The organism is Salmonella sp. 2020_1459 (assembly GCF_043847915.1).
Classification (GTDB): domain Bacteria; phylum Pseudomonadota; class Gammaproteobacteria; order Enterobacterales; family Enterobacteriaceae; genus Salmonella; species Salmonella enterica.
Genome location: NZ_JBCMFA010000010.1, coordinates 36,394 through 61,660 on the forward strand (window position 1 = coordinate 36,394; position 25,267 = coordinate 61,660).

Here is a 25,267-nt window from a genome sequence, read left to right on the forward strand (position 1 = left end):
CAACGGCGCTAAGCGCCCGTAGCTCAGCTGGATAGAGCGCTGCCCTCCGGAGGCAGAGGTCTCAGGTTCGAATCCTGTCGGGCGTACCATTTATTTAGGTGCTTGAGCTGCGGTGGTTTAATACCGCGTAAAAAGTTTCAGTGGTGGCTATAGCTCAGTTGGTAGAGCCCTGGATTGTGATTCCAGTTGTCGTGGGTTCGAATCCCATTAGCCACCCCATTAATATAGAGTTGTGAAACGCGAAGGTGGCGGAATTGGTAGACGCGCTAGCTTCAGGTGTTAGTGTCCTTACGGACGTGGGGGTTCAAGTCCCCCCCCTCGCACCACGACTCAATGAATTGAACTAAAAATTCAAAAAAGCAGTATATCGGCGAGTAGCGCAGCTTGGTAGCGCAACTGGTTTGGGACCAGTGGGTCGGAGGTTCGAATCCTCTCTCGCCGACCAATTTTGAACCCCGCTTCGGCGGGGTTTTTTGTTTTCTGTTCCTTTTCAACCCCTTATCCCGCACGTGTTGCCATTATGATTTGTTGGCGATATCCCAGGCTTCATTTGTCGCTATTCGGTGACGAGTAATCTATTGATTTATAATCACTTTGTAAAAAGCATCCTGTTCTGTCTCCACCGGGCGACACGCTAAAACCTCGCCAGCGGCGGGGGGATGACAATCGCGTGAATTCTCTACGTTTTTTTAATGCCTGCGCCTGTTTTTTAGCGGTGCAAAGATGGCACGTTATGTGCAATAATGTACGGGTAGATGCTCATTCCATCTCTTATGTTCGCCTTCTGGCCTCATAAACTCAGGAATGATGCAGAGCCGTTTACGGTGCTTATCGTCCACTGACAGATGTCGCTTACGCCTCATCAAACACCCTGGACACAACGTTGAGTGAAGCACCCCTTTATGTTGTCATACAGACCTGTTTTGACGCCTGCCCCTTAACCGGGCAGGCGTTTTTTTATGCATCCCGAATGATTTTGTGTAGGCGGTAAGCCCGGTAAGCGAAGCGCCACCGGGCAAGAGGGAATTACTGCGGGGGATTGTTCTGTAATGTCAGCATCAGGCCGTCGCGCCGCATGGCGGCGGCCTCTTCCGGTTGATGCAGTCGATCAAGCGCATCGGCAAGCCAGGCATAATCATACGCGTCCGGGCGTTGTTTCAGCGCGGCGCGGAAAGCCAGGGTCGCCTCCTGCCATTCACCGTGTTTCATTAGCGACTGGCCGAGCGTGCTCCATAACAGCGGGCGATCGCCTACCGTCTTGATTTGCTGACGCAGCACTTTCTCCAGTTGTTCCGGATTATTGGTTCTGAGGCGAGGAATGGGCAGCACCAGCCGATCGTCATACTGGCGTTTCAGACCGTCGATGATAATCTGCTGCGCCATATCATGATCGTCACATTCGATCAGATGCTCGGCCATCGCGACCTGCAGCGCCACCTGATGGCGGGTTTTACGGCTTTGGTTTTTCCACCAGGTGCGTAATCCTTCGCTGCCCTGCTCGGCGCGCGCCTGATCCATGAGTCCTATCCACGCCTGTTGTTCGAGCATGGCGCGATGCGCTTCATCGCCGACGTGCGCTTTCGCCATGGATGGGATGATATCCAGTAAAGAACTCCATGCGCTGGTGCGAATATAGGCCTGCTCCGCCAGACGCAGAACTTCCGGGTGACGCGGCGTGACCTCCAGCAGTTTGTCCACGCCGTGACGCGCTGCGTGATTTTCATTGCGCGCCAGCTGTAAGCGCACGCGCGTGATCTCGACCGGGATGGTGTCGTTCCCCGCCAGCTCTGCCGCACGTTCAAGGTGCTGATTAGCGCGTGCTTCATCGCCGCGCTGCTGCGCCGCTTCTGCCGCCAGCAGATAATTTACCACCGGTTGTTCAGCATGGTCGGCATTTTTTGACATCAGCTTTTCAACCTGCTGATAGTCGCCCTCCGCCAGCTTCAGCAGCGCCTGTTCGGTCTGCTTGCGAGCGCGACGGCGTTTACGGCCGGCAAACCAACCGCGGGTGTGCGCGCCGGTACGAAACAGACGGCGTAGTAACCACTCAATGGCGAATAGCACCACCATAGCGACGATGAGAATGATCGCCAGGCCGGTGACGCTGGTTTCAATGTTGTAGGTATCGGTCTGGATTAACACATAGCCCTGGTGACCGGCTATCATCGGGCCGACCACGATACCCGCGAGCAACAACACAAAGAGCAATAATACTTTTAGCATCATTATTCTCCTTGCGGCGCGGCTGCCGGAGCGTCTGTCTGCGTGGCAGGCGCTGCCGTAGAGACTGTCGGTTGCGCCAGCAGATTACGCACGCGGGTTTGCATCAGTTTTTCAAGAATCGCCTGGCTTCCCAGGGTTTCTGGCAGATCCATCGTAATATTTTGCTGGCTTAATTTATCGACCTCCTCCAGGAAGGCTTTTGTCGCAGCGTCGTCAGTATCGTAATAAGCGCGAACCCAGGTCGAAACGTTATCCAGCGCCTGACGGTATGTTTCTTCCTGATGGCGTGGCACGGCCTGCGCGGCGACTAACAGGCGGGAGCGAATATTTTCGCGTAAATAGACGTCCTGGTTGGGCGCCAACAGCGGTACGGCAGTATCATCGCGGCGGCGAATGGTAATAAAGCTGTCCATAAAGTTCTGCCAGCTTTTTTGCAGGTTAACGCGCCATTCGCTTAGCGAGCTGGACAGCTCGCTGCTGTCTGAATCCATCGGCGAACCATCGGTATCGTTATCCGCCAGACGCAGGTTATCGATTTGGTTAGAGAGCTGATTGAGCTTGAGAATAATGCCGTCGTAGTCGATCTGCGCAACGGATGACAGGCTGGCGATATCGTCAGTAATCGCGCGTCGTGCGGTAATCAGGCTGGGGTCATTCATGTCCGCCAGACTGGCGTCAGCGCTTTTGAGCAGCGCAGCGGCGGTAGTGACGTCCTGATCGCTCCACAGCTTACGTCCGGCGAGTTTCACCAGGAAATCAGCCTGCGCCAGCAGCCAGGTTTTAGCATCGCTGCCGGAAATAGTGGCGACTTTTTGTTGTACTTCATCAAGCTGTTTCGCCAGCGCCGCCTGTTGGCGATTCGCGTCTTCTAACTGCGCCGCTTGTTTTTTGATAATCCCTTCCAGCTCCGCTTTTTGGCTCTCCTGCGCCTTTTGCAAGGCGGTCAGTTGCGTCGCCAGTGCATCGCTGGTTTCCGTTTGCGCGGTTGCCTGCTGTTTTCCCCAGCCATAAAGCCCAATACCTGCCGCCAGGGCAATCGCAATCGCCACCGCGCTTAATACCAGCGCGGCGCCGTTCTTACTTTTTTTCTCGGTATTAACTGGCTGTGGCGTGGTTTCCACGCTCTCCCTGGTCTCATCAACCACGGCGGAGGATTTTTCTTGTTCCGTCATTATGGCATCCCATTATGAGAGTTATTGTAATGCGCGCAACAGCGCATCGTTGTCGGCGTTATCAGCGACCTTAATATCTTGCCAGCCCAGTTCCCGGGCGAGGTGCGCCAGACGCTCACTGACGACCAATAGCCGACAGCGTAGTAACCAGTGCTCACGATACCACTGGGGAGTCAGCGACCAGAGCCGTTGCAACATCTCGCCGCTGGTAACAACAAGCGTTGTTACGCCGCGAGTATGCCAGCGCATCGCTTCTTCCGCGCCATCGTAATGTTTCGCACATCGTTGATAACATTCACAAAAACTGACTTCGGCTCCGCGCGCTGTCAGGGTTTCGCCCAGCAGTTCGCGGCCGCCATTGCCACGCAAAATCAGCGCGCGTTTGCCCGCAATATTTTGTAATTCAGGTAATTGTAGCAAGGCTTCGCTGATTTCCCGATCCAATGGATAACGAATATCGAACCCGCTAACGGTATGAAGGGCGAGCGCCGTGGTGCGGCCAATCGCGAAATAGCGCGGCGACGCAGGCCAGTTTCGGCCATCCCGCTGGAGCTGGGCGTGAGCAAAGGCGACGGCGTGCTGTGAAAGGGCAAAAACCAGATCGTTTTCCGTCAGCGTCGCCAGGCGGTCGGCCAGGGTGGGTAGCTCCCGACCGGCGACAAATTCAATCAGTGGAAAACTCCAAGCCACCTGCCCCAGTGCGCGCAGACGGCTCACTAACGCTTCCCCTGCGGGAGAGGGGCGGGTGATCAGAATACTCATGCGGGCGTCTCGCCGTTATAAACTTCCGTCAGAATCGCGCGCGCGCCGTTTTCCAGCAGTTCCTCTGCAAGCGAGATGCCCATTTGCTCCGCCTGCTCGGGAGAACCACGACGTTCGCCGCGCACTATCACCGAACCGTCCGGCGCGCCAACCAGCGCGCGTAGCCAAATTTCACCGTTGATGATTTCTGCATAGCTGCCAATCGGCACCTGACAACCGCCTTCCAGGCGGGTGTTCATAGCGCGTTCCGCCGTTACGCGCAGCGCGGTTTGCGAGTGATTCAACGGTGCGAGCAGCGCCTGTGTTCGCGCGTCGTCAAGACGACACTCAATCCCGACGGCGCCCTGGCCTACGGCAGGAAGTGAAACGTCGGGCGGCAAGGCTGTGCGAATGCGCGACTCCAGACCTAAGCGTTTCAGACCGGCCACGGCCAGGATAATGGCGTCATAGTCGCCGTTGTCCAGCTTGCCGAGACGTGTGCCGACGTTGCCGCGCAACGAACGGATAATGAGGTCCGGACGGCGTTCCGCCAGTTGACACTGACGACGCAAACTGGACGTCCCGACGATACTACCCGCGGGCAGATCGTCCAGACTGTGATATTTATTCGAGACAAACGCGTCGCGCGGATCTTCGCGCTCGCAAATGGTCACCAGACCGAGACCGTCCGGGAAGGCCACCGGAACGTCTTTCATAGAGTGCACGGCGATATCAGCGCGTTTTTCCAGCAGCGCGATTTCAAGCTCTTTAACAAACAGTCCCTTACCGCCCACTTTCGCCAGGGGAGTATCGAGAATCACGTCGCCGCGTGTGACCATCGGCACCAGTTCTACCGTCAGTCCCGGATGGGTTGCCATCAATGCGTCTTTGACATAATGTGCCTGCCAAAGCGCAAGGGGACTTTGGCGTGTGGCAATTCTTAAAACATTGTCTAACATGCTTGTTACCGTCATTATCAATCATTGACCATCCTAACATCCTTATAGAGAGTATGTTAGTTTTCCGGTCACCGTGAGTGAGAGGATAAGGCGCAGTGTCGTCAATGACAGTGAATAATGACGAGAAACCGCCAGCCCGTATTTAAGAATTTACACGCAGCGAACGGTGCTACACTTGTATGTAGCGCATCTTTCTTTACGGTCAATGAGCAAGGTGTTAAATTGATCACGTTTTAGACCATTTTTTCGTCGGTATTAGATAAAAATATGCAGGCGAGAAAGGGTAACGGTTATTTTTGACATACGGTTTATCCCGAATGGCGACGGTCAAGTACTGACCTGCACCATGACGGGTAGCAACATCAGGCGATACGTCTTGTACCTCTATATTGAGACTCTGAAACAGAGACTGGATGCCATAAATCAACTGCGTGTGGATCGCGCGCTTGCTGCCATGGGACCCGCTTTTCAGCAGGTTTACAGTCTTCTGCCGACATTATTGCACTATCACCATCCACTGATGCCGGGTTACCTTGATGGTAACGTTCCCAGCGGTATTTGCTTCTACACGCCTGATGAAACCCAACGCCACTATCTGAACGAACTTGAGCTGTACCGCGGTATGACGCCGCAGGACCCGCCGAAGGGCGAGCTGCCGATTACCGGCGTTTACACCATGGGCAGCACCTCCTCGGTCGGGCAGAGCTGCTCGTCCGACCTGGATATCTGGGTGTGCCATCAGTCCTGGCTCGACGGCGAAGAGCGTCAGTTGCTGCAACGTAAGTGTAGCCTGCTGGAAAGCTGGGCCGCCTCGCTTGGCGTTGAGGTGAGCTTCTTCCTGATCGACGAGAACCGTTTCCGCCATAACGAAAGCGGCAGTCTGGGCGGGGAAGACTGTGGTTCTACGCAGCATATCCTGTTGCTTGATGAGTTTTATCGTACCGCTGTGCGCCTGGCCGGGAAGCGTATCCTGTGGAGTATGGTGCCGTGCGACGAAGAAGAGCATTACGACGACTATGTCATGACGCTCTACGCGCAGGGCGTATTAACGCCAAACGAATGGCTGGATCTGGGGGGCTTAAGCTCGCTCTCCGCCGAAGAGTACTTTGGCGCCAGCCTGTGGCAGCTATACAAGAGCATTGACTCGCCGTACAAAGCGGTGCTGAAAACGCTGCTGCTGGAAGCCTACTCATGGGAATATCCCAACCCACGTCTGCTGGCGAAAGATATTAAACAACGTCTGCATGATGGTGAAATCGTATCGTTTGGACTCGATCCCTACTGCATGATGCTGGAACGGGTCACTGAATACCTGACGGCGATTGAAGATCCGACGCGGCTGGATTTAGTCCGCCGCTGCTTTTACCTGAAAGTGTGCGAGAAATTAAGTCGCGAGCGTGCCTGCGTAGGCTGGCGTCGGGAAGTATTAAGCCAGTTAGTCAGCGAGTGGGGATGGGACGACGCGCGTCTGACCATGCTCGATAATCGCGCAAACTGGAAAATCGATCAGGTGCGCGAAGCCCACAACGAATTGCTCGACGCCATGATGCAGAGCTATCGTAATCTGATTCGCTTTGCGCGGCGCAACAACCTCAGCGTGAGTGCCAGCCCGCAGGATATCGGCGTACTGACGCGTAAGCTGTACGCCGCTTTTGAAGCGTTGCCGGGTAAAGTCACGCTGGTGAACCCGCAGATATCGCCGGATCTGTCCGAGCCGAATTTAACCTTTATCCATGTGCCGCCGGGACGCGCCAACCGTTCAGGCTGGTATCTCTACAACCGCGCGCCGAACATGGATTCCATCATCAGCCATCAGCCGCTGGAATATAACCGTTATCTTAATAAGCTGGTCGCGTGGGCGTGGTTCAACGGCCTGCTGACGTCGCGAACGCATCTGTTTATTAAGGGCAACGGTATTGTCGACCTGCCTAAGTTGCAGGAGATGGTCGCCGATGTTTCGCACCATTTCCCGCTGCGCTTGCCTGCTCCAACGCCGAAAGCGCTCTACAGCCCCTGTGAAATTCGCCATCTGGCGATTATCGTTAACCTCGAATATGACCCGACGGCGGCGTTTCGCAATAAAGTGGTCCATTTTGACTTCCGTAAGCTGGACGTTTTCAGCTTTGGCGAAGAGCAAAACTGTCTGATAGGCAGTATCGACTTGTTATATCGCAACTCGTGGAACGAAGTGCGTACTCTGCACTTTAACGGCGAGCAGGCGATGATCGAAGCGCTGAAAACGATTCTGGGGAAAATGCACCAGGATGCCGCGCCGCCGGATAGCGTCGAAGTGTTCTGCTACAGTCAACATCTTCGCGGTCTGATTCGCACCCGCGTGCAGCAACTGGTCTCCGAATGTATCGAGCTACGTCTTTCCAGCACCCGTCAGGAGACCGGTCGCTTCAAGGCGCTGCGGGTTTCCGGGCAGACGTGGGGGCTATTCTTCGAACGCTTGAATGTCTCGGTGCAGAAGCTGGAGAACGCTATCGAATTCTACGGCGCGATTTCGCATAACAAGCTGCACGGGCTGTCGGTACAGGTGGAAACCAACCAGGTGAAATTGCCGTCAGTGGTGGATGGCTTCGCCAGCGAAGGGATCATCCAGTTCTTCTTTGAAGAAACGGGCGATGAGAAAGGCTTTAATATTTATATTCTGGATGAAAGTAACCGGGCGGAAGTGTATCACCACTGCGAGGGTAGCAAGGAAGAACTGGTGCGCGACGTCAGTCGCTTCTATTCGTCATCGCACGATCGCTTCACGTATGGCTCCAGCTTTATCAACTTCAACCTGCCGCAGTTCTACCAGATAGTGAAAACCGATGGCCGTGCGCAGGTGATCCCATTCCGTACGCAGCCTATCAACACCGTGCCGCCAGCAAACCAGGATCATGACGCGCCGCTATTGCAGCAGTATTTCTCCTGAGGATTTTCGCCCGGTGGCGGCTACGCCTTACCGGGCCTACAGTAAGCCGGATAAGCAAAGCGCATCCGGCAAATAAATCAACGAAAACTCACCTTTTCACCCGCTTGTTGCGTTGCCGCCTGCTCCAGCAGATCCCAGAAGGTTTCGCCGCTGCGATCGCAAACCCACTCGTCGCCTTTCAGATCGAAATGATAGCCGCCCTGTTTGGTCGCCAGCCACACCTGGTGCAACGGCTCCTGACGGTTAATAATGATCTTACTGCCGTTCTCAAAGCTGAGGGTCAGCACGCCGCCGTTGATTTCGCAGTCGATATCGCTGTCGCCGTCCCAGCTATCGAGGCGTTCTTCAATGGTGAGCCACAGGGCGTCAGCCAGGCGATGAAATTCACTGTCGTTCATTGTTTTATCCCGCTATTGAGTGATAGCGCCAGTATAAGGGGAAGCGTCAGCTTCTGGAACCGATACGAATTACCGTTGTGAGCGGTAAAGGATAAAACTCAGCGGTAGGTAAATGACGATAAATAGCGCACCGGTGATAAGTATGACGGACGCGTTAACCGGGAAATGGTTCAGAGCCGACAGCATTGCCACCATCAGTGCGACGCAGCCGCCGCAGAGGAGAAAATGCAACAGGATTAAGGGGGCGCGCGGCTTTGCTTTGATATCCAAAAGAGCGCTAAGCAGACCGAGTACCGCGCTTATCGTCAGGACTCCGGCAGCTTCAACACCGTTTATCGTGCCGTGCATAATGCTTTCAATAATGACGTAAATGCATGAACCGATCCCCACGCCCCGAAGGGCGTTTTTCAAATGTTTAATCAAGTGCGCAAAACGGTTTAGCGGCGTCATTTTTGGCATTCCGGTGCCTGCGTTATGATGATGATGTCTTTATTGTTGGTGTACATGACGTTCCTATTCAGAGTATGCGTCTTATCCGGGCAGGGGGATGCTGTTCGGTAAAGCTGGCTGCCAATCCACGTATAAACTAGCGGTTGTCATACGCAAAACGCTCGGTGACTTTTAGCGGCCCATTGATGCTAAAGACCTGAATATCCTGAGCCTGCTGGCTATTATGCATAAAGTAGCCGTGCTCTTTTCCGGCGTTAATTTTCTGGTTCAGGAAGGGGGCTGTGCTATCCAGTTCCAGCCCTGAGTTGCCGGGTTAATCAATGAATTGGGTAACCGACGCAGGCGTTTGAAATTCACCTCCGGCAACGAAAGATTGTTCTCCTCTTCTGGCTGGAGATAAACCACGCCGCTGCCTTGCCGTTGATAAACATTGTGCGGAGATTCACTCAGCCGGCATCCCCAGGCGGGAGGCAGCAGAAGTGAAAGCGAAAAAAGGCAAAACAAATTACGATATTGCATAAGGTCATCCGGACGTGGTACGTAAACCTAAAGTGATTAGCAAAGCATGTTCCCTGATGTAAATGCGCAATAATCATGGCAACGCGCCGCTTTTCAGATTTTATAAAGAGCCCCTAAACGCTTGCTTTTACGCCTTCTCCTGCGATGATAGAAAATAGAAAGCATGAACTTACAGGCAATCCATAATGAAAAACGTGTTTAAGACACTCGCTGTACTTCTGACTCTGTTCAGCCTGACGGGCTGCGGTTTGAAAGGGCCGCTTTATTTCCCGCCAGCCGATAAAAATGCGCCGCCGCCGACGAAAAAAGTCGATTCGCAAACGCAGTCCACGATGCCCGATAAGAACGATCGCGCAACGGGAGATGGCCCGTCCCAGGTCAATTACTGAGGATAGTTTTCTGTCCCCGCGTGAACGGAGTGAATGATGCAATTCTCTAAAATGCATGGCCTTGGCAACGATTTTATGGTCGTCGACGCGGTAACGCAGAATGTCTTTTTTTCGCCGGAACTGATTCGTCGGCTATCCGACAGACACTTGGGCGTAGGGTTCGATCAGCTGCTGGTGGTTGAGCCGCCCTATGATCCTGAGTTGGATTTTCATTACCGCATCTTCAACGCCGACGGCAGTGAAGTCTCGCAGTGCGGCAATGGCGCGCGCTGTTTCGCGCGATTTGTTCGCCTGAAAGGGCTAACCAATAAACGCGACATTCGGGTCAGTACCGCGAATGGCCGGATGGTACTGAGCGTCACGGAAGATGAACTGGTACGCGTCAATATGGGCGAGCCAAACTTTGAACCCGCGCAGGTGCCTTTTCGCGCCAACAAAGCGGAAAAGACGTATATTATGCGAGCGGCGGAACAGACCATATTGTGCGGCGTGGTTTCAATGGGTAATCCGCACTGTGTCATTCAGGTTGATAACGTCGACACGGCGGCCGTTGAAACACTGGGGCCGGTTCTGGAAAGCCATGAGCGTTTTCCGGAACGTGCCAACATTGGTTTTATGCAGGTTGTAAGACGTGAGCATATCCGGCTGCGAGTCTATGAACGCGGCGCAGGGGAGACCCGTGCGTGCGGCAGCGGCGCGTGCGCTGCCGTTGCCGTGGGGATTCAGCAGGGGCTGCTGGCTGAAGAAGTACGCGTGGAATTACCGGGCGGTCGGCTGGATATCGCCTGGAAAGGTCCGGGTCATCCGTTATACATGACTGGTCCGGCGGCACATATCTACGACGGATTTATCCATTTATGAAGCAACCAGAGGAAGAACTACAGGAAACGCTCACGGAACTGGACGATCGAGCGGTCGTCGATTACCTGCGCCATCACCCTGAGTTTTTTATCCGTAACGCCCATGCCGTGGAAGCGATGCGTGTTCCACATCCCGTGCGGGGAACGGTTTCGCTCGTTGAGTGGCATATGGCCCGCGCGCGTAATCACATCAATGTGCTTGAAGAAAATATGACGCTGCTGATGGAACAGGCTCATGCCAATGAAAGCCTGTTTTATCGCTTGCTGCATCTGCAAAGCCGTCTGGTCGCCGCGGATAGTCTGGATGAGATGCTGGTGCGGTTTCACCGCTGGGCGCGCGATTTGGGGCTTGCCGGCGCGACGCTGCGTTTGTTCCCGGATCGGTGGCGTCTTGGCGCGCCATCGCGCTATACGCATCTGGCTTTAAACCGTCAGGCCTTCGAGCCGCTGCGTATTCAACGACTGGGACAGTCGCAGCATTATCTTGGCCCGCTAAACGGCCCGGAACTGCTGGTGGTCTTGCCGGAGGCGAAGGCTGTAGGCTCGGTAGCTATGTCGATGATGGGCAGCGATGGCGACCTCGGGGTGATTCTCTTCAGCAGCCGTGACCCGCACCACTATCAGCCGGGGCAGGGGACGCAGCTTTTACAGGAGATCGCGCTGATGCTGCCGGAACTGCTGGAACGCTGGATTAAACGCGTATGACGGATGTCGCGCTTTCTCAGGATGTCTCGCGGTTCCTGCGCTATTTAGGCGTGGAGCGCCAGCTTAGCCCCATTACCCTGCAGAACTACCAGCGTCAGCTTGATGCCATTATCGCTTTAGCCGGAGAAACCGGGCTGAAAAGCTGGCAACAATGTGACGCTGCGATTGTGCGCAGTTTTGCGGTGCGCAGTCGGCGTAAAGGGCTTGGCCCTGCCAGTCTGGCGCTACGTCTCTCGGCATTGCGAAGCTTTTTTGACTGGTTAGTCAGTCAGGGCGAATTGAAAGCTAACCCGGCGAAGGGCGTCTCCGCACCGAAAGCGCCGCGTCATCTGCCGAAAAATATTGATGTCGACGACGTTAACCGCCTGCTGGACATCGATCTTAACGATCCGCTCGCCGTACGTGACCGGGCGATGCTGGAGGTCATGTACGGCGCGGGGCTGCGTTTATCCGAACTGGTTGGCCTGGATATAAAGCACCTCGATCTTGATACCGGCGAAGTGTGGGTAATGGGTAAAGGCAGCAAAGAGCGACGCCTGCCGATTGGCCGTAACGCGGTGACGTGGATTGAGCACTGGCTGGATCTGCGCGGCCTGTTCGCCAGCGATGAAGAGGCGTTATTCCTGTCGAAGCTCGGCAAGCGTATCTCCGCGCGCAATGTCCAAAAACGGTTCGCCGAATGGGGCATAAAGCAGGGGCTAAACAGCCACGTGCATCCACATAAGCTGCGCCATTCGTTCGCGACCCATATGCTGGAATCGAGCGGCGATCTGCGCGGCGTGCAAGAGCTGCTGGGTCATGCCAACCTTTCCACCACCCAAATTTATACTCATCTTGATTTTCAACATCTTGCTTCAGTGTACGACGCGGCGCATCCGCGCGCTAAACGGGGGAAATAATGCGTTTTTACCGGCCTTTGGGGCGTATTGCCGCGCTCACCTTTGACCTGGATGATACCCTTTATGATAACCGTCCGGTGATTTTGCGTACTGAGCAGGAAGCGCTCGCTTTTATGCAAAATTATCACCCGTCGCTACGTTCGTTTCAAAACGTCGATTTACAGCGGATACGGCAGGCGGTGCGTGAAGCGGAGCCGGAAATCTATCATGACGTTACCCGCTGGCGCCATCGTGCGATAGAGCAGGCCATGCGGGATGCGGGATTATCGGCGCAGGAGGCCATTGCCGGCGCGAATGCGGCGATGATGCATTTTGCCAAATGGCGCAGCCAGATTGAGGTTCCGCAGGCTACCCATGAGACGTTACAGCAGCTTGCGAAAAAATGGCCGCTGGTGGCGATCACTAACGGCAATGCCCAGCCGGAACTGTTTGGCCTCGGCGATTACTTTAAGTTTGTACTGCGCGCCGGCCCGGATGGACGTTCCAAGCCGTTTAGCGACATGTATTTCCTGGCGGCGGAAAAACTGCATGTGCCGATCGGCGAGATCCTGCATGTCGGCGATGATCTGACTACCGATGTGGCTGGCGCTATTCGCTGTGGGATGCAGGCCTGCTGGATTAAACCTGAAAATGCCGACCTGATGCGGACGCAGGACAGCCGTTTACTGCCGCATATCGAAATTTCGCGGTTGGCATCTCTCACCTCGCTGATATAATCACCAGTAGTTCTGTATAAATTCCCAGTTATTCTGGCGGATGGCGCTATGCTTATCCGCCCTACGATAAGTAGCCCCGGTAAGCGAAGCGCCACCGGGCGTTTTTAGTTTTCATGTTTTTACGCGGCGGTGCCAATGGACGTTTCTTACCTGCTCGACAGCCTTAATGATAAACAGCGCGAAGCGGTGGCCGCGCCACGTAGCAACATGCTGGTGCTGGCGGGCGCGGGAAGCGGGAAAACCCGCGTGCTGGTGCACCGTATTGCCTGGTTACTGAGCGTAGAAAACAACTCGCCATACTCCATCATGGCGGTGACCTTTACCAATAAAGCGGCGGCGGAAATGCGCCATCGTATTGGCCAGTTGATGGGGACCAGCCAGGGCGGAATGTGGGTAGGGACGTTCCACGGTCTGGCGCACCGCCTGCTGCGCGCGCATCATATGGACGCTAATTTGCCGCAGGATTTCCAGATTCTCGACAGCGAAGATCAGATGCGTTTGCTTAAGCGCCTGATTAAGGCGATGAATCTTGATGAGAAGCAGTGGCCGCCGCGTCAGGCGATGTGGTACATCAATAGCCAGAAAGACGAAGGGCTACGCCCGCACCATATCCAAAGCTATGGCAACCCGGTGGAGCAGACCTGGCAGAAGGTGTATCAGGCCTATCAGGAAGCGTGCGATCGTGCTGGTCTGGTGGATTTTGCCGAGCTACTGCTGCGCGCTCATGAACTATGGCTGAACAAGCCGCACATCCTGCAACACTATCGCGAGCGGTTTACTAACATCCTGGTGGACGAATTCCAGGATACCAACAACATTCAGTACGCCTGGGTTCGTCTGCTGGCGGGCGATACCGGTAAGGTGATGATTGTCGGCGACGATGACCAGTCGATCTACGGCTGGCGCGGGGCCCAGGTAGAGAACATCCAGCGCTTCCTCAATGATTTCCCCGGCGCGCAGACCATTCGTCTGGAGCAGAATTACCGCTCGACCAGCAACATCCTTAGCGCGGCGAACGCCCTGATTGAAAACAACAACGGGCGTCTGGGCAAAAAGCTGTGGACTGACGGCGTTGACGGCGAACCGATATCGCTGTACTGCGCTTTCAACGAACTGGATGAAGCGCGCTTTGTGGTTAACCGTATCAAAACCTGGCAGGACAACGGCGGCGCGCTTGCGCAATGCGCCATCCTTTATCGCAGCAACGCCCAGTCGCGCGTGCTGGAAGAAGCGTTATTACAGGCCAGTATGCCGTACCGGATTTACGGCGGTATGCGCTTCTTCGAACGCCAGGAGATCAAAGATGCGCTCTCTTATCTGCGTTTGATTGCCAATCGCAACGATGATGCCGCCTTTGAACGCGTGGTGAATACCCCAACGCGCGGCATCGGTGACCGCACGCTGGACGTGGTGCGTCAGACCTCGCGCGATCGCCAGCTAACATTGTGGCAGGCGTGCCGTGAATTGTTACAGGAAAAAGCCCTGGCCGGGCGTGCGGCCAGCGCGCTGCAACGCTTTATGGAACTGATCGACGCCCTGGCGCAGGAAACCGCTGACATGCCGCTGCATGTGCAGACTGACCGGGTGATCAAAGATTCCGGCCTGCGCACCATGTATGAGCAAGAAAAAGGCGAGAAAGGCCAGACGCGCATCGAAAACTTAGAGGAACTGGTGACGGCGACGCGGCAGTTCAGCTACAACGACGAAGATGAAGATTTAATGCCATTGCAGGCCTTCCTCTCTCACGCGGCGCTGGAAGCGGGCGAGGGGCAGGCGGATACCTGGCAGGATGCGGTACAGCTGATGACGCTGCACTCGGCCAAAGGCCTGGAGTTTCCGCAGGTGTTTATCGTCGGCATGGAAGAGGGTATGTTCCCCAGCCAGATGTCGCTGGATGAGGGCGGGCGTTTGGAAGAGGAGCGTCGTCTGGCCTACGTCGGCGTTACCCGTGCCATGCAGAAACTGACGCTAACCTATGCGGAAACGCGTCGTCTGTACGGTAAAGAGGTCTACCATCGCCCGTCGCGTTTTATCGGCGAACTGCCGGAGGAGTGCGTGGAAGAGGTCCGTCTGCGCGCCACCGTCAGTCGTCCGGTGAGCCATCAACGAATGGGAACGCCGCTGGCGGAAAACGACACAGGCTACAAACTCGGCCAACGCGTGCGCCATGCGAAGTTCGGCGAGGGAACTATTGTCAACCTGGAGGGCAGCGGCGAACATAGCCGGTTGCAGGTGGCTTTTCAGGGGCAAGGGATCAAATGGCTGGTTGCCGCATATGCGAAGCTGGAAACGGTTTGACCGACTCTCATATTGCCGGATGACGCCTCTTATCCGACCTACGCGCTGGCTAACATTTTGATTTGTAGGCCGGATAAGGCGAAGCCGCCATCCGGCGATATATTGATGTTAATATTCTGAAATCATAGATAAATACTCTCACTCTGCTAACCTTTCTGCATAAGGGGAAATTATTGCTTTTTCGCGTTTCGTTGCGTGTTGACGGCAAATTTTTGCTGGCGTAACATGCGCCCACGATTACGCTAAGAGGACATTCGCCTTGGACACACCCAGTAGATACTGGCTCATTATCCTGTCATCCAGGATCAACTCCTAAGGCTATCCCTTTTTGCTGATAGCCTTAGCGGTTGTCAGCGACCTTTCATTTTTTCCCGTCGCGTTGAGTCAGGCTGTTTAATGGTCTGAAACCCAATTTGTTTCTGTGTGCCCATCTGAACTGTCCGATATTTTTACGCATTGGGAGTCCCGGTCATGCTGAGCGCATTTCAACTGGAAAAAAACCGACTAACCCGGCTGGAAGTCGAGGAGTCACAAAGCCTGATTGATGCCGTATGGGTCGATTTGGTCGAACCGGACGACGACGAGCGATTGCGCGTACAATCTGAGCTGGGCCAGAGTCTGGCGACGCGTCCTGAACTGGAAGATATCGAAGCATCCGCGCGCTTCTTTGAAGACGAAGACGGACTGCATATCCACTCCTTCTTCTTCTTCGAAGATGCGGAAGATCATGCCGGTAACTCTACGGTGGCATTCACTATTCGCGATGGCCGTCTGTTTACGCTGCGTGAACGCGAACTGCCCGCCTTCCGTTTGTATCGTATGCGCGCCCGCAGCCAGGCGATGGTCGACGGTAATGCTTATGAATTACTGCTCGATCTGTTCGAAACTAAAATTGAACAGTTGGCGGATGAAATCGAAAACATCTACAGCGATCTGGAAAAACTGAGCCGCGTCATTATGGAAGGGCATCAGGGCGATGAATACGACGAAGCGCTTTCCACGCTGGCGGAACTGGAAGATATCGGCTGGAAGGTACGCCTGTGTCTGATGGATACCCAACGCGCGCTGAACTTCCTGGTGCGCAAGGCGCGCTTACCGGGCGGACAGCTGGAGCAGGCGCGTGAGATCCTGCGCGATATCGAATCTCTGCTGCCGCACAATGAATCGCTGTTCCAGAAGGTGAACTTCCTGATGCAAGCGGCGATGGGGTTCATCAACATCGAGCAGAACCGTATTATCAAAATCTTCTCGGTGGTTTCCGTGGTGTTCCTGCCGCCGACGCTGGTCGCTTCCAGCTATGGGATGAACTTCGAGTTTATGCCGGAACTGAAGTGGAGCTTTGGTTATCCAGGCGCGATTATCTTTATGATTCTGGCGGGGCTTGCGCCGTATCTGTACTTTAAGCGCAAGAACTGGCTGTAAAATATACGGACTGGCGATTTAACCGCCAGTCCGTTGGAAGTTCTTCATCATGAGGAAAGTTCTTGTTTTGAAGAAGCGATGAAAGATAGCAGTAGTGTTGTGAGTATTACCCAGGCAATATTGAGTTGTATACCAATGTTATCGCAATCAGCCCCATTGAGTGCGACACTGACTGTACAGAAGACATTTACACCTATAGACAATGCGATGAAATAAAGTGCCCTGCAACCTGAATCTCTGATTCTCTTCGCGCCAATATTAATATGGATATAGGTATTGGCAATAATAAATATTAAATTAAGATATTGGTTTTTAGGCATTATAGTAAATAATATTATCCATGATGATAATGTATAAATAACAAACTTTGCTCGCTTCAATGTATCCCTTGGGGAAGGGTGAAAAATATCTTTAATAATCCTAATCATATTATTTTTTCCATATTGATAACCAACTTCAGATCTCACATGTAAATATATTACACTGAATTTTCTAATGACAGCAATGGTAATTAATGTCATGATAATTACGCTGTACAGCAATCGATAATAATTAAATATATTATCTGGTAATTAACAATTTCAATGAATGGATTTCATAAAATGCAAAAGAAAAATTTCTGGCAAATTTATTTTGGTAAAGACCCTTTTTCTAAAGCCGAATTCATTAAAGCCTGGATTGGATGGTGGGTGATTGCTATTGTCCTGCTCGGTGTACTGTCGATTTGTACTTCATTAAATTTGAGGGGGATTGGAATAGCGTTGGGATTCGGCTTTTGCCAGATCCATGCCCGCTATTTAACGTTTGTTGGTTGGAATAAGTTTATTGGTGTGTTGGGCGTGTTTCCAGTAACAAATATTATATTATTTATTGTATTGCTATTTACTAAGAAGAAATAACATAAAATGGCAGCCAGATAATAGCTGCCATTTTATTATTTAATGCTTACGCCGCTGCGTATAAATCGCATCCATCACGAAAATCGCCAGCGCGACCCAGATAAACGCAAATGTCACCATCTTATCCGCGCCCGGCACTTCGCCATAAAACGTCACCGCCAGTAAAAACATCAGCGTTGGGCCGATATACTGGAAAAAGCCCAGTGTAGAAAGACGCAGACGCGTAGCCGCTCCGGTGAAGCACAGCAGCGGAATCGTAGTGACCACACCCGCCGCCATTAACAGCAAGTTCAACGATAGTGCGTTTTGCCCCATATGGCTGGTAGGGCTATCGGCGATGCCAAACAGATAAATCGCGGCGACCGGCAACAGCCATAGCGTTTCAACCAGCATACCCGTCTGCGCTTCAACGGCGATCTTCTTACGCACCAGGCCGTAAAACGCAAAACTAAACGCCAGCCCCAGCGCGATAATCGGCAGCGAGCCAAAGGTCCAGAGTTGCACCAGCACGCCGCACACCGCCAGAATCACCGCCAGCCACTGCATTCGACGGAAGCGTTCGCCAAGAAAAATCATCCCCAGCAAGATGTTAACCAGCGGATTAATGAAATAACCCAGGCTGGCCTCCAGCATATGGTGATTATTTACCGCCCAAATGAACAATAGCCAGTTACCGCCGACCAGTACGGCGGACAGGGCCAGCAGGAAAATCTTCTTTGGCGTTTTCAGTAAGCGCTTAACCTGTCGCCACTGCCGGCTGACGCTAAGCAGCGCCACCATAAAGAAAAATGACCAAATCACGCGGTGCGTCAGGATCTCATCTGCGGGAACGTAATAGATCAGCTTGAAATACGCGGGGGCGATCCCCCAAATAAAATAGGCGGCAAGAGCGAGTAATACGCCCTGCCGTGTTTGTTTTGCGTCCATCCGGAAAACTCGTATCTGAAGTGTAACAACAGTTTACCTGCTTTTATCCCACCATATAAGTAGCGGTGGCGCTGGCGATGTACAGCTGATCTTCATTGTGTAATTCCACGCGGGCGACGGCCACTTTATTCCCTGCGCGCAGCAGGCTACTGGTGGCCGTAAAGCGGTTGCCTCTGCCCGGACGCAGGTAATCGACGCGCAGGTCAATCGTTCCCATCCGCGACAGGCGCTGGCGTAGTTCATCTTCGCTGATGGTTTCGTGGCGAGTTAGCGTGCTGCCGACGCATACCAGTCCGGCGGCGACATCCAGCGCAGAGGCGATCACGCCGCCGTGTAAAATGCTTTGCGCCCAGTTGCCGACCATCATCGGCTGGTTGTTGAAGGCCAGTTGGGCGAACGCTTTTTCATAGCGTTCCAGCTCCAGCCCTAACGCCCGATTAAACGGCATGTGGTAGACAAACATTTCACCCACTAATTTCAGAGCTTGTTCAGCGGTAAGTACAGCGGACATAGATTCCTGACACCTCATTAGTTAATGAAATGTTGATATTATGCTTCTTAATTGTTGTTTTCTACTTTAAGAAGGGATAACTAACGGCTATGTGTGTAAATATGTAAAAATGGTTGGCAGAGAATGATTCAAGCTGAAAATACTTCGTCAGGAGAACGTCAAGAATGCGGGCGATTTTGAGAGGGTTGTTGCCAGCCACGCTACTGCCATTAGCGGCATATGCACAAGAAGCTACGATAAAAGAGGTTCATGATGCGCCTGCAGTACGGGGAAGTATCATCGCTAACATGCTACAGGAGCATGATAACCCTTTTACGCTTTACCCTTATGACACGAACTACTTGATCTACACGAACACCAGCGATCTGAACAAAGAGGCCATAAGTACCTACAACTGGTCTGAAAACGCACGTAAAGATGAAGTGAAATTTCAGTTGAGCCTGGCGTTTCCGCTGTGGCGCGGAATACTGGGGCCGAACTCGGTACTGGGCGCTTCCTATACGCAGAAATCCTGGTGGCAGCTTTCCAACAGTAAAGAGTCTTCGCCGTTTCGCGAAACCAACTACGAACCGCAGCTTTTTCTTGGTTTTGCTACCGATTATCGCTTTGCCGGCTGGACGCTGCGCGACGTAGAGATGGGCTACAACCATGACTCTAACGGACGTTCGGACCCCACCTCGCGTAGCTGGAACCGTCTGTATACCCGTCTGATGGCCGAAAACGGTAACTGGCTGGTAGAGGTCAAACCGTGGTACGTGATTGGCAGTACCGATGATAATCCGGACATCACCAAATATATGGGTTATTACCAGCTTAAAATCGGTTATCACCTGGGCGAGGCGGTATTAAGCGCCAAAGGCCAGTACAACTGGAATACAGGCTACGGCGGCGCGGAAGTTGGATTAAGCTATCCGGTCACTAAACATGTCCGGCTTTATACCCAGGTGTACAGCGGCTATGGCGAATCGCTGATCGACTATAATTTTAATCAGACACGTGTCGGCGTCGGCGTGATGCTTAACGATATCTTCTGATTGGATTGTGTTTTAAACATTGCAGTTTCTCTCGCAGGCGCTGAAAATAGCGCCTGTTTTGATTTATGGTGAACGGGGTTAATGTGGCGCAGGCGGAAGTGTTGAATCTGGAATCAGGGGCCAAACAGGTTTTGCAGGAAACCTTTGGCTACCAACAGTTTCGCCCGGGTCAGGAAGCGATTATTGATACTGCGCTCTCCGGTCGCGACTGTCTGGTCGTCATGCCCACCGGCGGCGGCAAATCTCTGTGCTATCAAATCCCCGCGTTGTTGCTGGACGGGTTGACTGTCGTCGTTTCGCCATTAATCTCGTTGATGAAAGACCAGGTCGATCAGCTACTGGCGAACGGTGTGGCGGCGGCGTGCCTGAACTCCACTCAAAGCCGCGAGCAGCAGCTTGAGGTGATGGCGGGGTGCCGTACCGGACAGATTCGTCTGCTGTATATTGCGCCGGAACGCCTGATGCTGGACAACTTTCTTGATCATCTGGCGCACTGGAATCCGGTATTGCTGGCGGTGGATGAAGCGCACTGTATCTCGCAATGGGGACATGATTTCCGTCCGGAATATGCGGCGCTCGGTCAGCTTCGCCAGCGTTTTCCCGCTTTGCCGTTTATGGCATTGACCGCCACCGCCGACGACACCACGCGCCAGGATATTATTCGTCTGCTTGGGCTTAACGATCCGTTAATCCAGATTAGTAGCTTTGACCGACCGAATATCCGCTACATGCTGATGGAGAAGTTTAAGCCGCTCGACCAGTTAATGCGCTATGTTCAGGAGCAACGCGGCAAATCGGGTATCATCTACTGTAACAGCCGGGCGAAAGTGGAAGATACCGCTGCGCGCTTGCAAAGTCGCGGCATTAGCGCGGCGGCCTATCATGCGGGGCTGGAAAACGCTATTCGCGTCGATGTGCAGGAAAAATTTCAGCGCGACGATCTGCAAATCGTGGTGGCGACCGTCGCTTTTGGAATGGGCATAAACAAACCTAACGTACGTTTCGTCGTGCATTTCGATATCCCGCGCAATATTGAATCCTACTATCAGGAAACGGGCCGCGCCGGGCGCGACGGACTGCCTGCGGAAGCCATGCTATTTTACGATCCGGCTGATATGGCCTGGCTACGTCGTTGTCTGGAAGAGAAACCAGCCGGACAGCTTCAGGATATTGAACGGCATAAACTGAATGCGATGGGCGCTTTTGCTGAAGCGCAAACCTGCCGCCGCCTGGTATTGCTTAATTACTTTGGCGAAGGCCGACAAGAACCGTGCGGCAACTGCGATATCTGTCTCGATCCGCCCAAACAATATGATGGCTTAAACGATGCCCAGATTGCGCTTTCTACCATTGGTCGGGTTAACCAGCGTTTTGGCATGGGCTACGTTGTCGAGGTGATCCGCGGCGCGAATAACCAACGCATCCGCGATTTCGGTCATGACAAACTCAAGGTTTATGGCATGGGACGCGAAAAGAGCCATGAGCACTGGGTGAGCGTGATTCGCCAGCTCATTCATCTGGGGCTGGTAATGCAAAATATTGCGCAGCACTCCGCATTACAGTTGACGGATGCCGCGCGTCCGGTACTCCGTGGAGACGTTCCGCTAAAGCTTGCGGTGCCGCGCATCGTCGCCCTCAAACCCCGCGTGATGCAGAAATCGTTCGGCGGTAATTACGATCGCAAATTGTTCGCTAAGTTGCGCAAGCTGCGTAAAGCTATCGCTGATGAAGAGAATATCCCGCCGTATGTGGTCTTTAACGACGCCACGTTGATAGAAATGGCGGAACAGATGCCGGTTTCCGCCAGCGAGATGTTAAGCGTTAACGGGGTTGGGATGCGCAAACTGGAGCGCTTCGGGAAAGAATTTATGGCGCTCATCCGCGCGCATGTCGATGGTGATGACGAAGAGTAGTCAGCCCGGCAAAAAAGTGCCAGGATGGTGACTCACTGAACTATTTCCCCGCGAGCCATTTTTATGATGATGCTATTTTTCACCGTGGCAATGGTGCACATCGTTGCGCTAATGAGCCCCGGCCCCGACTTTTTCTTCGTGTCTCAAACTGCTGTCAGCCGTTCGCGTAAAGAAGCGATGATGGGCGTACTGGGCATCACCTGCGGCGTGATGGTATGGGCGGGCGTGGCGCTGCTTGGCCTGCATCTCATCATCGAAAAAATGGCCTGGCTGCATACGATCATTATGGTAGGCGGCGGCCTGTACCTGTGCTGGATGGGCTATCAGATGCTGCGCGGCGCGCTGAAAAAACAGGATGCGGCGGCGTCTTCTCCGCACATTGAACTGGCGCAGAGCGGGCGCAGCTTTCTCAAAGGGCTGCTGACCAATCTGTCGAATCCTAAAGCGATTATCTATTTTGGTTCCGTTTTTTCACTTTTTGTCGGCGATAACGTCGGCGCTGCGGCGCGCTGGGGTATTTTCGCGTTAATCACCCTGGAAACGCTGGCCTGGTTTACCGTAGTCGCCAGCCTGTTCGCGCTGCCGAAAATGCGCCGTGGCTATCAGCGTCTGGCGAAATGGATTGATGGCTTTGCCGGCGCTCTGTTTGCGGGCTTTGGTATTCACCTGATTATTTCGCGCTAATTTACCTCCGGGCCGGATAAACATCATCCGGCACGACTATCACGCGTGTCTTGCCGACGCCAGGAGCGCGCCTACCAGCATAAACAACGAACCAAACGCTTTATTCAGCGCCTTCATCTGCTTTGGTCCTTTAATCCAGGCGGCAATGCGCTGCGCCAGTGTGGCGTAACCGGTCATCACAACCATATCCACCACAATCGTGGTGACGCCGAGAATGAGGTACTGCGCCAGTTGCGGTTGCTGCGGCATGATGAATTGCGGAAACAGGGCGGCAAGAAAGACAATACTTTTGGGATTGGTTAGATTGACAAATATCGCCCGTTTGAACAGCCGACCCCGCGATTGCGTCTGGGCGAGGGTATGCAGATCGATAGCGCCTGCGGCGCGCCATTGCTGGATACCCAGCCAGATAAGATAAGCCGCGCCAGCCCATTTCAGAATTTCAAAAGCGAGGAGCGAGCGCGAAAAGAGCGTACCCAGTCCGACGCCCACCAGTACGATATGTATCCCCAGCCCGGTCTGGAGTCCGGCGATAGAAGCCACTGCGCCACGATATCCATGGTTGATAGACGTCGTCATGGTATTGATGGCGCCTGAACCCGGAGAAAGACTCAGCAGAGTTGAGGTCAGTAGATAGGCGAACCACCATTCAAAGGTCATGCGAAACTCCCTGGTTGTCTGTTTTTGTGCCACAATACGCTACTGCCGCTGTGTTGTGTCAGGCACGACGCAAAAAACGATTTTACCTGGTAAACGAGGCCGAAAACCCGATGTTTCAGCAGCAAAATGACTGGGAAACAAGAGAAAATGCGTTTGCCGCTTTTGCTATGGGGCCGCTGACCGATTTCTGGCGTCAGCGGGAAGAGGCGGAGTTTATCGGCGTGGGTAACATTCCGGTGCGCTTTGTCCGTTTTCGAAATGATTCCAACGATCGGACGATCGTCATTTGTCCTGGCCGCATTGAGAGTTATGTAAAATACGCTGAACTGGCGTATGACCTTTTTCATCTCGGTTTTGATATCTTCATCATCGACCACCGTGGTCAAGGGCGCTCCGGGCGGATGTTATCGGACCCGCATCGGGGTCATGTTGATCATTTTAACGATTATGTTGAGGACTTAGCGGCGTTCTGGCAGCAGGAAATTGAGCCGGGGCCGTGGCGTAAGCGTTATATCCTGGCGCACTCAATGGGGGGCGCGATAGCCACTCTGTTCCTGCAACGCCATCGTGTGCGGTGCGACGCTATTGCGCTCACCGCGCCGATGTTTGGTATTGTGATACGCTTGCCTTCCTTTATGGTGCGCCATATTCTCGACTGGGCCGAGGGGCACCAGCGTATCCGTGAAGATTACGCTATTGGTACCGGTCAGTGGCGGGCGTTGCCGTTTGGGATGAATGCGCTGACCCACAGCCGCCAGCGTTATCAGCGCAACTTACGATTTTATGCCGACGAGCCGCAACTGCGCGTTGGCGGCCCCACCTGGCATTGGGTACGCGAAGGCATTCTGGCGGGTGAGCAGGTACTGGCCGGGGCGAGCGATGACACGACGCCTACGCTACTGATTCAGGCGGAAGAAGAGCGGGTAGTGGATAACCGCACCCACGATCGTTTTTGTGAAATTCGCGCCGCGGCGGGATACCCTTGTGAAGGGGGAAAACCGCTGGTTATCAAAGGCGCGTACCATGAGATCCTTTTTGAAAAGGACGCCATGCGCTCAGTCGCGCTTAACGCCATTGTTGAATTTTTCAACAAGCCTAATTTATCCAGCGGAAATCGCTTTGCTTAGAGGTTAAATTTTATTATGTATCAGGTTGTTGCGTCTGATTTAGATGGCACGCTGCTCTCCCCCGACCATACGTTGTCCCCTTATGCCAAAGAGACTCTGAAGCTGTTGACCGCACGCGGCATCCATTTTGTCTTTGCCACTGGTCGTCATCATGTCGATGTAGGGCAAATCCGCGATAATCTTGAAATCAAGTCTTACATGATCACCTCCAACGGCGCGCGAGTGCACGATACCGACGGGAATTTGGTTTTTACGCATAATCTGGACAGCGACATTGCCAGCGACCTGTTCGGCGTGGTGAATGCGAACCCGGACATCGTGACTAACGTTTATCGCGACGACGAATGGTTTATGAATCGTCATCGCCCCGATGAAATGCGTTTTTTCAAAGAGGCGGTATTTAACTATTCGCTGTTTGAGCCTGCGCTGCTGGAGCCGGAGGGCGTCAGCAAAGTGTTTTTCACCAGCGACACTCATGAAAAGTTGTTGCCGCTGGAGCAGGCGATTAACGCGCGCTGGGGCGATCGGGTAAACGTGAGCTTCTCCACGCTAACCTGTCTGGAAGTGATGGCGGGCGGAGTGTCGAAAGGTCATGCGCTGGAAGCGGTCGCTCAGGCGATGGGGTACAGCCTGAAAGAGTGTATCGCCTTTGGCGACGGAATGAACGACGCTGAAATGCTCACGATGGCGGGCAAAGGCTGCATCATGGGCAATGCGCACCAGCGTCTGAAAGACCTGTATCCCGAACTTGAGGTGATCGGCATCAACGCGGATAACGCCGTGCCGCATTACCTGCGCGATCTTTTCTTACGCTGATGTGATTGTTTGTTAGTTGACC

General features: G+C 53.6%; 26 protein-coding genes, 4 tRNA genes and 1 pseudogene. 19 read left to right on the forward strand and 12 right to left on the reverse strand.

Annotated features, from left to right (window positions below; genetic code table 11):
* Nucleotides 1–12 precede the first annotated feature (12 nt).
* The 4 genes from ACH0VJ_RS21275 (at nt 13) to ACH0VJ_RS21290 (ending at nt 445) form a co-directional block, all read left to right on the forward strand.
* Nucleotides 13–89: transfer RNA gene (locus tag ACH0VJ_RS21275), tRNA-Arg, on the forward strand.
* 54 nt (nt 90–143) lie between these two features.
* Nucleotides 144–219 (forward strand) — tRNA-His (locus tag ACH0VJ_RS21280).
* Nucleotides 220–239: 20 nt separating this feature from the next.
* A tRNA-Leu gene (locus tag ACH0VJ_RS21285) sits at nt 240–326 on the forward strand.
* A gap of 42 nt (nt 327–368) precedes the next feature.
* Nucleotides 369–445, forward strand: a tRNA-Pro gene (locus tag ACH0VJ_RS21290).
* Nucleotides 446–1,026: 581 nt separating this feature from the next.
* Here the strand turns inward: ACH0VJ_RS21290 and hemY are convergent.
* The 4 genes from hemY to hemC are packed head-to-tail and all read right to left on the reverse strand — an operon-like array spanning nt 1,027 to nt 5,095.
* The gene (hemY, locus tag ACH0VJ_RS21295) at nt 1,027–2,223 is read right to left on the reverse strand and encodes a protoheme IX biogenesis protein HemY (RefSeq protein ID WP_023602562.1); all 1,197 of its coding nucleotides are present in this window, start codon (nt 2,221–2,223) and stop codon (nt 1,027–1,029) included.
* Nucleotides 2,224–2,225: 2 nt separating this feature from the next.
* Nucleotides 2,226–3,395: a uroporphyrinogen-III C-methyltransferase gene (gene hemX, locus ACH0VJ_RS21300; RefSeq protein WP_000138967.1), complete on the reverse strand. Its 1,170-nt coding sequence runs from the start codon at nt 3,393–3,395 to the stop codon at nt 2,226–2,228.
* Between the two features lie 21 nt (nt 3,396–3,416).
* Nucleotides 3,417–4,157: a uroporphyrinogen-III synthase gene (hemD, locus tag ACH0VJ_RS21305; RefSeq protein ID WP_000025495.1), complete on the reverse strand. Its 741-nt coding sequence runs from the start codon at nt 4,155–4,157 to the stop codon at nt 3,417–3,419.
* Nucleotides 4,154–5,095 (reverse strand): hydroxymethylbilane synthase, encoded by a 942-nt coding sequence (gene hemC, locus ACH0VJ_RS21310; RefSeq protein WP_023196070.1) that lies wholly within the window; start codon nt 5,093–5,095, stop codon nt 4,154–4,156. Before hemC ends, hemD begins: the two co-directional genes overlap by 4 nt.
* A 376-nt stretch (nt 5,096–5,471) precedes the next feature.
* Here hemC and cyaA point away from each other — a divergent pair, with 376 nt between their 5' ends.
* Complete coding sequence (gene cyaA / locus ACH0VJ_RS21315) at nt 5,472–8,018, forward strand: class I adenylate cyclase (protein WP_000281718.1); 2,547 nt, start codon at nt 5,472–5,474, stop codon at nt 8,016–8,018.
* 77 nt (nt 8,019–8,095) lie between these two features.
* Here the strand turns inward: cyaA and cyaY are convergent, their stop codons facing one another.
* The 4 genes and pseudogenes from cyaY to ACH0VJ_RS21335 all read right to left on the reverse strand — a co-directional run bounded on the left by cyaY (nt 8,096) and on the right by ACH0VJ_RS21335 (nt 9,385).
* Nucleotides 8,096–8,416 carry an iron donor protein CyaY gene (cyaY, locus tag ACH0VJ_RS21320; protein ID WP_000999930.1) on the reverse strand — a complete coding sequence of 107 codons (321 nt, stop codon included), beginning with the start codon at nt 8,414–8,416 and terminating at the stop codon, nt 8,096–8,098.
* A 69-nt stretch (nt 8,417–8,485) separates the two neighbouring features.
* The gene (locus tag ACH0VJ_RS21325) at nt 8,486–8,875 is read right to left on the reverse strand and encodes a DUF3021 family protein (protein ID WP_001125556.1); all 390 of its coding nucleotides are present in this window, start codon (nt 8,873–8,875) and stop codon (nt 8,486–8,488) included.
* Nucleotides 8,863–9,164 (reverse strand): annotated as a pseudogene (locus ACH0VJ_RS21330) (hypothetical protein); the annotation flags it as partial. The pseudogene ACH0VJ_RS21330 and the gene ACH0VJ_RS21325, both read right to left, overlap by 13 nt.
* Entirely contained in the window at nt 9,134–9,385 is a 252-nt protein-coding gene (locus ACH0VJ_RS21335; RefSeq protein WP_001621231.1) for a hypothetical protein, read from the reverse strand. The gene ACH0VJ_RS21335 and the pseudogene ACH0VJ_RS21330, both read right to left, overlap by 31 nt.
* Before the next feature lie 185 nt (nt 9,386–9,570).
* Between ACH0VJ_RS21335 and ACH0VJ_RS21340 the strand changes: the two genes are divergently transcribed.
* From ACH0VJ_RS21340 to corA, 8 genes are all read left to right on the forward strand, one after another.
* Nucleotides 9,571–9,774: a lipoprotein gene (locus ACH0VJ_RS21340; RefSeq protein WP_000799903.1), complete on the forward strand. Its 204-nt coding sequence runs from the start codon at nt 9,571–9,573 to the stop codon at nt 9,772–9,774.
* 36 nt (nt 9,775–9,810) lie between these two features.
* Entirely contained in the window at nt 9,811–10,635 is an 825-nt protein-coding gene (gene dapF, locus ACH0VJ_RS21345; RefSeq protein WP_001160671.1) for a diaminopimelate epimerase, read from the forward strand.
* Nucleotides 10,632–11,339 carry a DUF484 domain-containing protein gene (locus ACH0VJ_RS21350; RefSeq protein ID WP_000812763.1) on the forward strand — a complete coding sequence of 236 codons (708 nt, stop codon included), beginning with the start codon at nt 10,632–10,634 and terminating at the stop codon, nt 11,337–11,339. The genes dapF and ACH0VJ_RS21350 overlap by 4 nt, the downstream gene beginning before the upstream one ends.
* Nucleotides 11,336–12,238: a tyrosine recombinase XerC gene (gene xerC, locus ACH0VJ_RS21355; protein ID WP_000132877.1), complete on the forward strand. Its 903-nt coding sequence runs from the start codon at nt 11,336–11,338 to the stop codon at nt 12,236–12,238. The genes ACH0VJ_RS21350 and xerC overlap by 4 nt, the downstream gene beginning before the upstream one ends.
* Complete coding sequence (gene yigB / locus ACH0VJ_RS21360) at nt 12,238–12,954, forward strand: 5-amino-6-(5-phospho-D-ribitylamino)uracil phosphatase YigB (protein WP_001213560.1); 717 nt, start codon at nt 12,238–12,240, stop codon at nt 12,952–12,954. The genes xerC and yigB overlap by 1 nt, the downstream gene beginning before the upstream one ends.
* Before the next feature lie 135 nt (nt 12,955–13,089).
* Nucleotides 13,090–15,252, forward strand: a complete 2,163-nt coding sequence (gene uvrD / locus ACH0VJ_RS21365; RefSeq protein ID WP_000383436.1) for a DNA helicase II — start codon at nt 13,090–13,092, stop codon at nt 15,250–15,252.
* Nucleotides 15,253–15,511: 259 nt separating this feature from the next.
* A complete protein-coding gene (ysgD, locus tag ACH0VJ_RS21370; RefSeq protein WP_212723238.1) occupies nt 15,512–15,568 on the forward strand; it encodes a YsgD/CorL family protein in 57 nt (18 codons plus the stop codon).
* Between the two features lie 155 nt (nt 15,569–15,723).
* Nucleotides 15,724–16,674: a magnesium/cobalt transporter CorA gene (gene corA / locus ACH0VJ_RS21375; RefSeq protein ID WP_000947139.1), complete on the forward strand. Its 951-nt coding sequence runs from the start codon at nt 15,724–15,726 to the stop codon at nt 16,672–16,674.
* Between the two features lie 47 nt (nt 16,675–16,721).
* On the opposite strand, the gene ACH0VJ_RS21380 is transcribed toward corA, so the two are convergent.
* Complete coding sequence (locus tag ACH0VJ_RS21380; RefSeq protein WP_000619297.1) at nt 16,722–17,102, reverse strand: hypothetical protein; 381 nt, start codon at nt 17,100–17,102, stop codon at nt 16,722–16,724.
* A gap of 174 nt (nt 17,103–17,276) precedes the next feature.
* On the opposite strand from ACH0VJ_RS21380, the gene ACH0VJ_RS21385 reads away from it, so the two are divergent.
* A complete protein-coding gene (locus tag ACH0VJ_RS21385; RefSeq protein ID WP_001170054.1) occupies nt 17,277–17,573 on the forward strand; it encodes a hypothetical protein in 297 nt (98 codons plus the stop codon).
* A gap of 39 nt (nt 17,574–17,612) precedes the next feature.
* Here the strand turns inward: ACH0VJ_RS21385 and rarD are convergent, their stop codons facing one another.
* The gene (gene rarD / locus ACH0VJ_RS21390) at nt 17,613–18,500 is read right to left on the reverse strand and encodes an EamA family transporter RarD (protein WP_000339081.1); all 888 of its coding nucleotides are present in this window, start codon (nt 18,498–18,500) and stop codon (nt 17,613–17,615) included.
* 43 nt (nt 18,501–18,543) lie between these two features.
* Nucleotides 18,544–19,011 carry an acyl-CoA thioesterase YigI gene (gene yigI / locus ACH0VJ_RS21395; protein ID WP_001277136.1) on the reverse strand — a complete coding sequence of 156 codons (468 nt, stop codon included), beginning with the start codon at nt 19,009–19,011 and terminating at the stop codon, nt 18,544–18,546.
* A gap of 164 nt (nt 19,012–19,175) precedes the next feature.
* On the opposite strand from yigI, the gene pldA reads away from it, so the two are divergent.
* The 3 genes from pldA to rhtC all read left to right on the forward strand — a co-directional run bounded on the left by pldA (nt 19,176) and on the right by rhtC (nt 22,642).
* On the forward strand, nt 19,176–20,045 hold the full coding sequence (pldA, locus tag ACH0VJ_RS21400) for a phospholipase A (RefSeq protein ID WP_001201692.1): 870 nt from the start codon (nt 19,176–19,178) through the stop codon (nt 20,043–20,045).
* 83 nt (nt 20,046–20,128) lie between these two features.
* On the forward strand, nt 20,129–21,958 hold the full coding sequence (gene recQ / locus ACH0VJ_RS21405; protein WP_001526553.1) for an ATP-dependent DNA helicase RecQ: 1,830 nt from the start codon (nt 20,129–20,131) through the stop codon (nt 21,956–21,958).
* A 63-nt stretch (nt 21,959–22,021) separates the two neighbouring features.
* On the forward strand, nt 22,022–22,642 hold the full coding sequence (rhtC, locus tag ACH0VJ_RS21410) for a threonine export protein RhtC (protein WP_000980080.1): 621 nt from the start codon (nt 22,022–22,024) through the stop codon (nt 22,640–22,642).
* Nucleotides 22,643–22,681: 39 nt separating this feature from the next.
* Here rhtC and rhtB read toward each other — a convergent pair whose 3' ends face one another.
* The gene (gene rhtB, locus ACH0VJ_RS21415) at nt 22,682–23,302 is read right to left on the reverse strand and encodes a homoserine/homoserine lactone efflux protein (protein WP_000142528.1); all 621 of its coding nucleotides are present in this window, start codon (nt 23,300–23,302) and stop codon (nt 22,682–22,684) included.
* Nucleotides 23,303–23,412: 110 nt separating this feature from the next.
* Here rhtB and pldB point away from each other — a divergent pair, with 110 nt between their 5' ends.
* Together pldB and yigL are read left to right on the forward strand one after the other, a co-directional pair.
* Nucleotides 23,413–24,429, forward strand: coding sequence for a lysophospholipase L2 (gene pldB, locus ACH0VJ_RS21420; protein WP_000487685.1), 1,017 nt, complete (start codon nt 23,413–23,415; stop codon nt 24,427–24,429).
* Nucleotides 24,430–24,444: 15 nt separating this feature from the next.
* Complete coding sequence (gene yigL, locus ACH0VJ_RS21425; protein ID WP_000285338.1) at nt 24,445–25,245, forward strand: sugar/pyridoxal phosphate phosphatase YigL; 801 nt, start codon at nt 24,445–24,447, stop codon at nt 25,243–25,245.
* The last annotated feature ends 22 nt before the right edge of the window (nt 25,246–25,267 follow it).

Bases quoted from the DNA above. Each gene is read 5' to 3' on its own strand.
- yigB (WP_001213560.1), top strand. From the start codon at position 12,238: ATGCGTTTTTACCGGCCTTTGGGGCGTATTGCCGCGCTCACCTTTGAC.
- ACH0VJ_RS21350 (WP_000812763.1), top strand. From the start codon at position 10,632: ATGAAGCAACCAGAGGAAGAACTACAGGAAACGCTCACGGAACTGGAC.
- pldB (WP_000487685.1), top strand. From the start codon at position 23,413: ATGTTTCAGCAGCAAAATGACTGGGAAACAAGAGAAAATGCGTTTGCC.
- xerC (WP_000132877.1), top strand. From the start codon at position 11,336: ATGACGGATGTCGCGCTTTCTCAGGATGTCTCGCGGTTCCTGCGCTAT.
- ACH0VJ_RS21340 (WP_000799903.1), top strand. From the start codon at position 9,571: ATGAAAAACGTGTTTAAGACACTCGCTGTACTTCTGACTCTGTTCAGC.
- ACH0VJ_RS21380 (WP_000619297.1), bottom strand. From the start codon at position 17,102: ATGATTAGGATTATTAAAGATATTTTTCACCCTTCCCCAAGGGATACA.
- corA (WP_000947139.1), top strand. From the start codon at position 15,724: ATGCTGAGCGCATTTCAACTGGAAAAAAACCGACTAACCCGGCTGGAA.
- hemC (WP_023196070.1), bottom strand. From the start codon at position 5,095: ATGTTAGACAATGTTTTAAGAATTGCCACACGCCAAAGTCCCCTTGCG.
- ACH0VJ_RS21385 (WP_001170054.1), top strand. From the start codon at position 17,277: ATGCAAAAGAAAAATTTCTGGCAAATTTATTTTGGTAAAGACCCTTTT.
- rarD (WP_000339081.1), bottom strand. From the start codon at position 18,500: ATGGACGCAAAACAAACACGGCAGGGCGTATTACTCGCTCTTGCCGCC.
- uvrD (WP_000383436.1), top strand. From the start codon at position 13,090: ATGGACGTTTCTTACCTGCTCGACAGCCTTAATGATAAACAGCGCGAA.
- yigL (WP_000285338.1), top strand. From the start codon at position 24,445: ATGTATCAGGTTGTTGCGTCTGATTTAGATGGCACGCTGCTCTCCCCC.
- rhtB (WP_000142528.1), bottom strand. From the start codon at position 23,302: ATGACCTTTGAATGGTGGTTCGCCTATCTACTGACCTCAACTCTGCTG.
- yigI (WP_001277136.1), bottom strand. From the start codon at position 19,011: ATGTCCGCTGTACTTACCGCTGAACAAGCTCTGAAATTAGTGGGTGAA.
- rhtC (WP_000980080.1), top strand. From the start codon at position 22,022: ATGATGATGCTATTTTTCACCGTGGCAATGGTGCACATCGTTGCGCTA.
- cyaY (WP_000999930.1), bottom strand. From the start codon at position 8,416: ATGAACGACAGTGAATTTCATCGCCTGGCTGACGCCCTGTGGCTCACC.
- ACH0VJ_RS21325 (WP_001125556.1), bottom strand. From the start codon at position 8,875: ATGCCAAAAATGACGCCGCTAAACCGTTTTGCGCACTTGATTAAACAT.
- pldA (WP_001201692.1), top strand. From the start codon at position 19,176: ATGCGGGCGATTTTGAGAGGGTTGTTGCCAGCCACGCTACTGCCATTA.
- hemD (WP_000025495.1), bottom strand. From the start codon at position 4,157: ATGAGTATTCTGATCACCCGCCCCTCTCCCGCAGGGGAAGCGTTAGTG.
- dapF (WP_001160671.1), top strand. From the start codon at position 9,811: ATGCAATTCTCTAAAATGCATGGCCTTGGCAACGATTTTATGGTCGTC.
- hemX (WP_000138967.1), bottom strand. From the start codon at position 3,395: ATGACGGAACAAGAAAAATCCTCCGCCGTGGTTGATGAGACCAGGGAG.
- ACH0VJ_RS21335 (WP_001621231.1), bottom strand. From the start codon at position 9,385: ATGCAATATCGTAATTTGTTTTGCCTTTTTTCGCTTTCACTTCTGCTG.
- hemY (WP_023602562.1), bottom strand. From the start codon at position 2,223: ATGCTAAAAGTATTATTGCTCTTTGTGTTGTTGCTCGCGGGTATCGTG.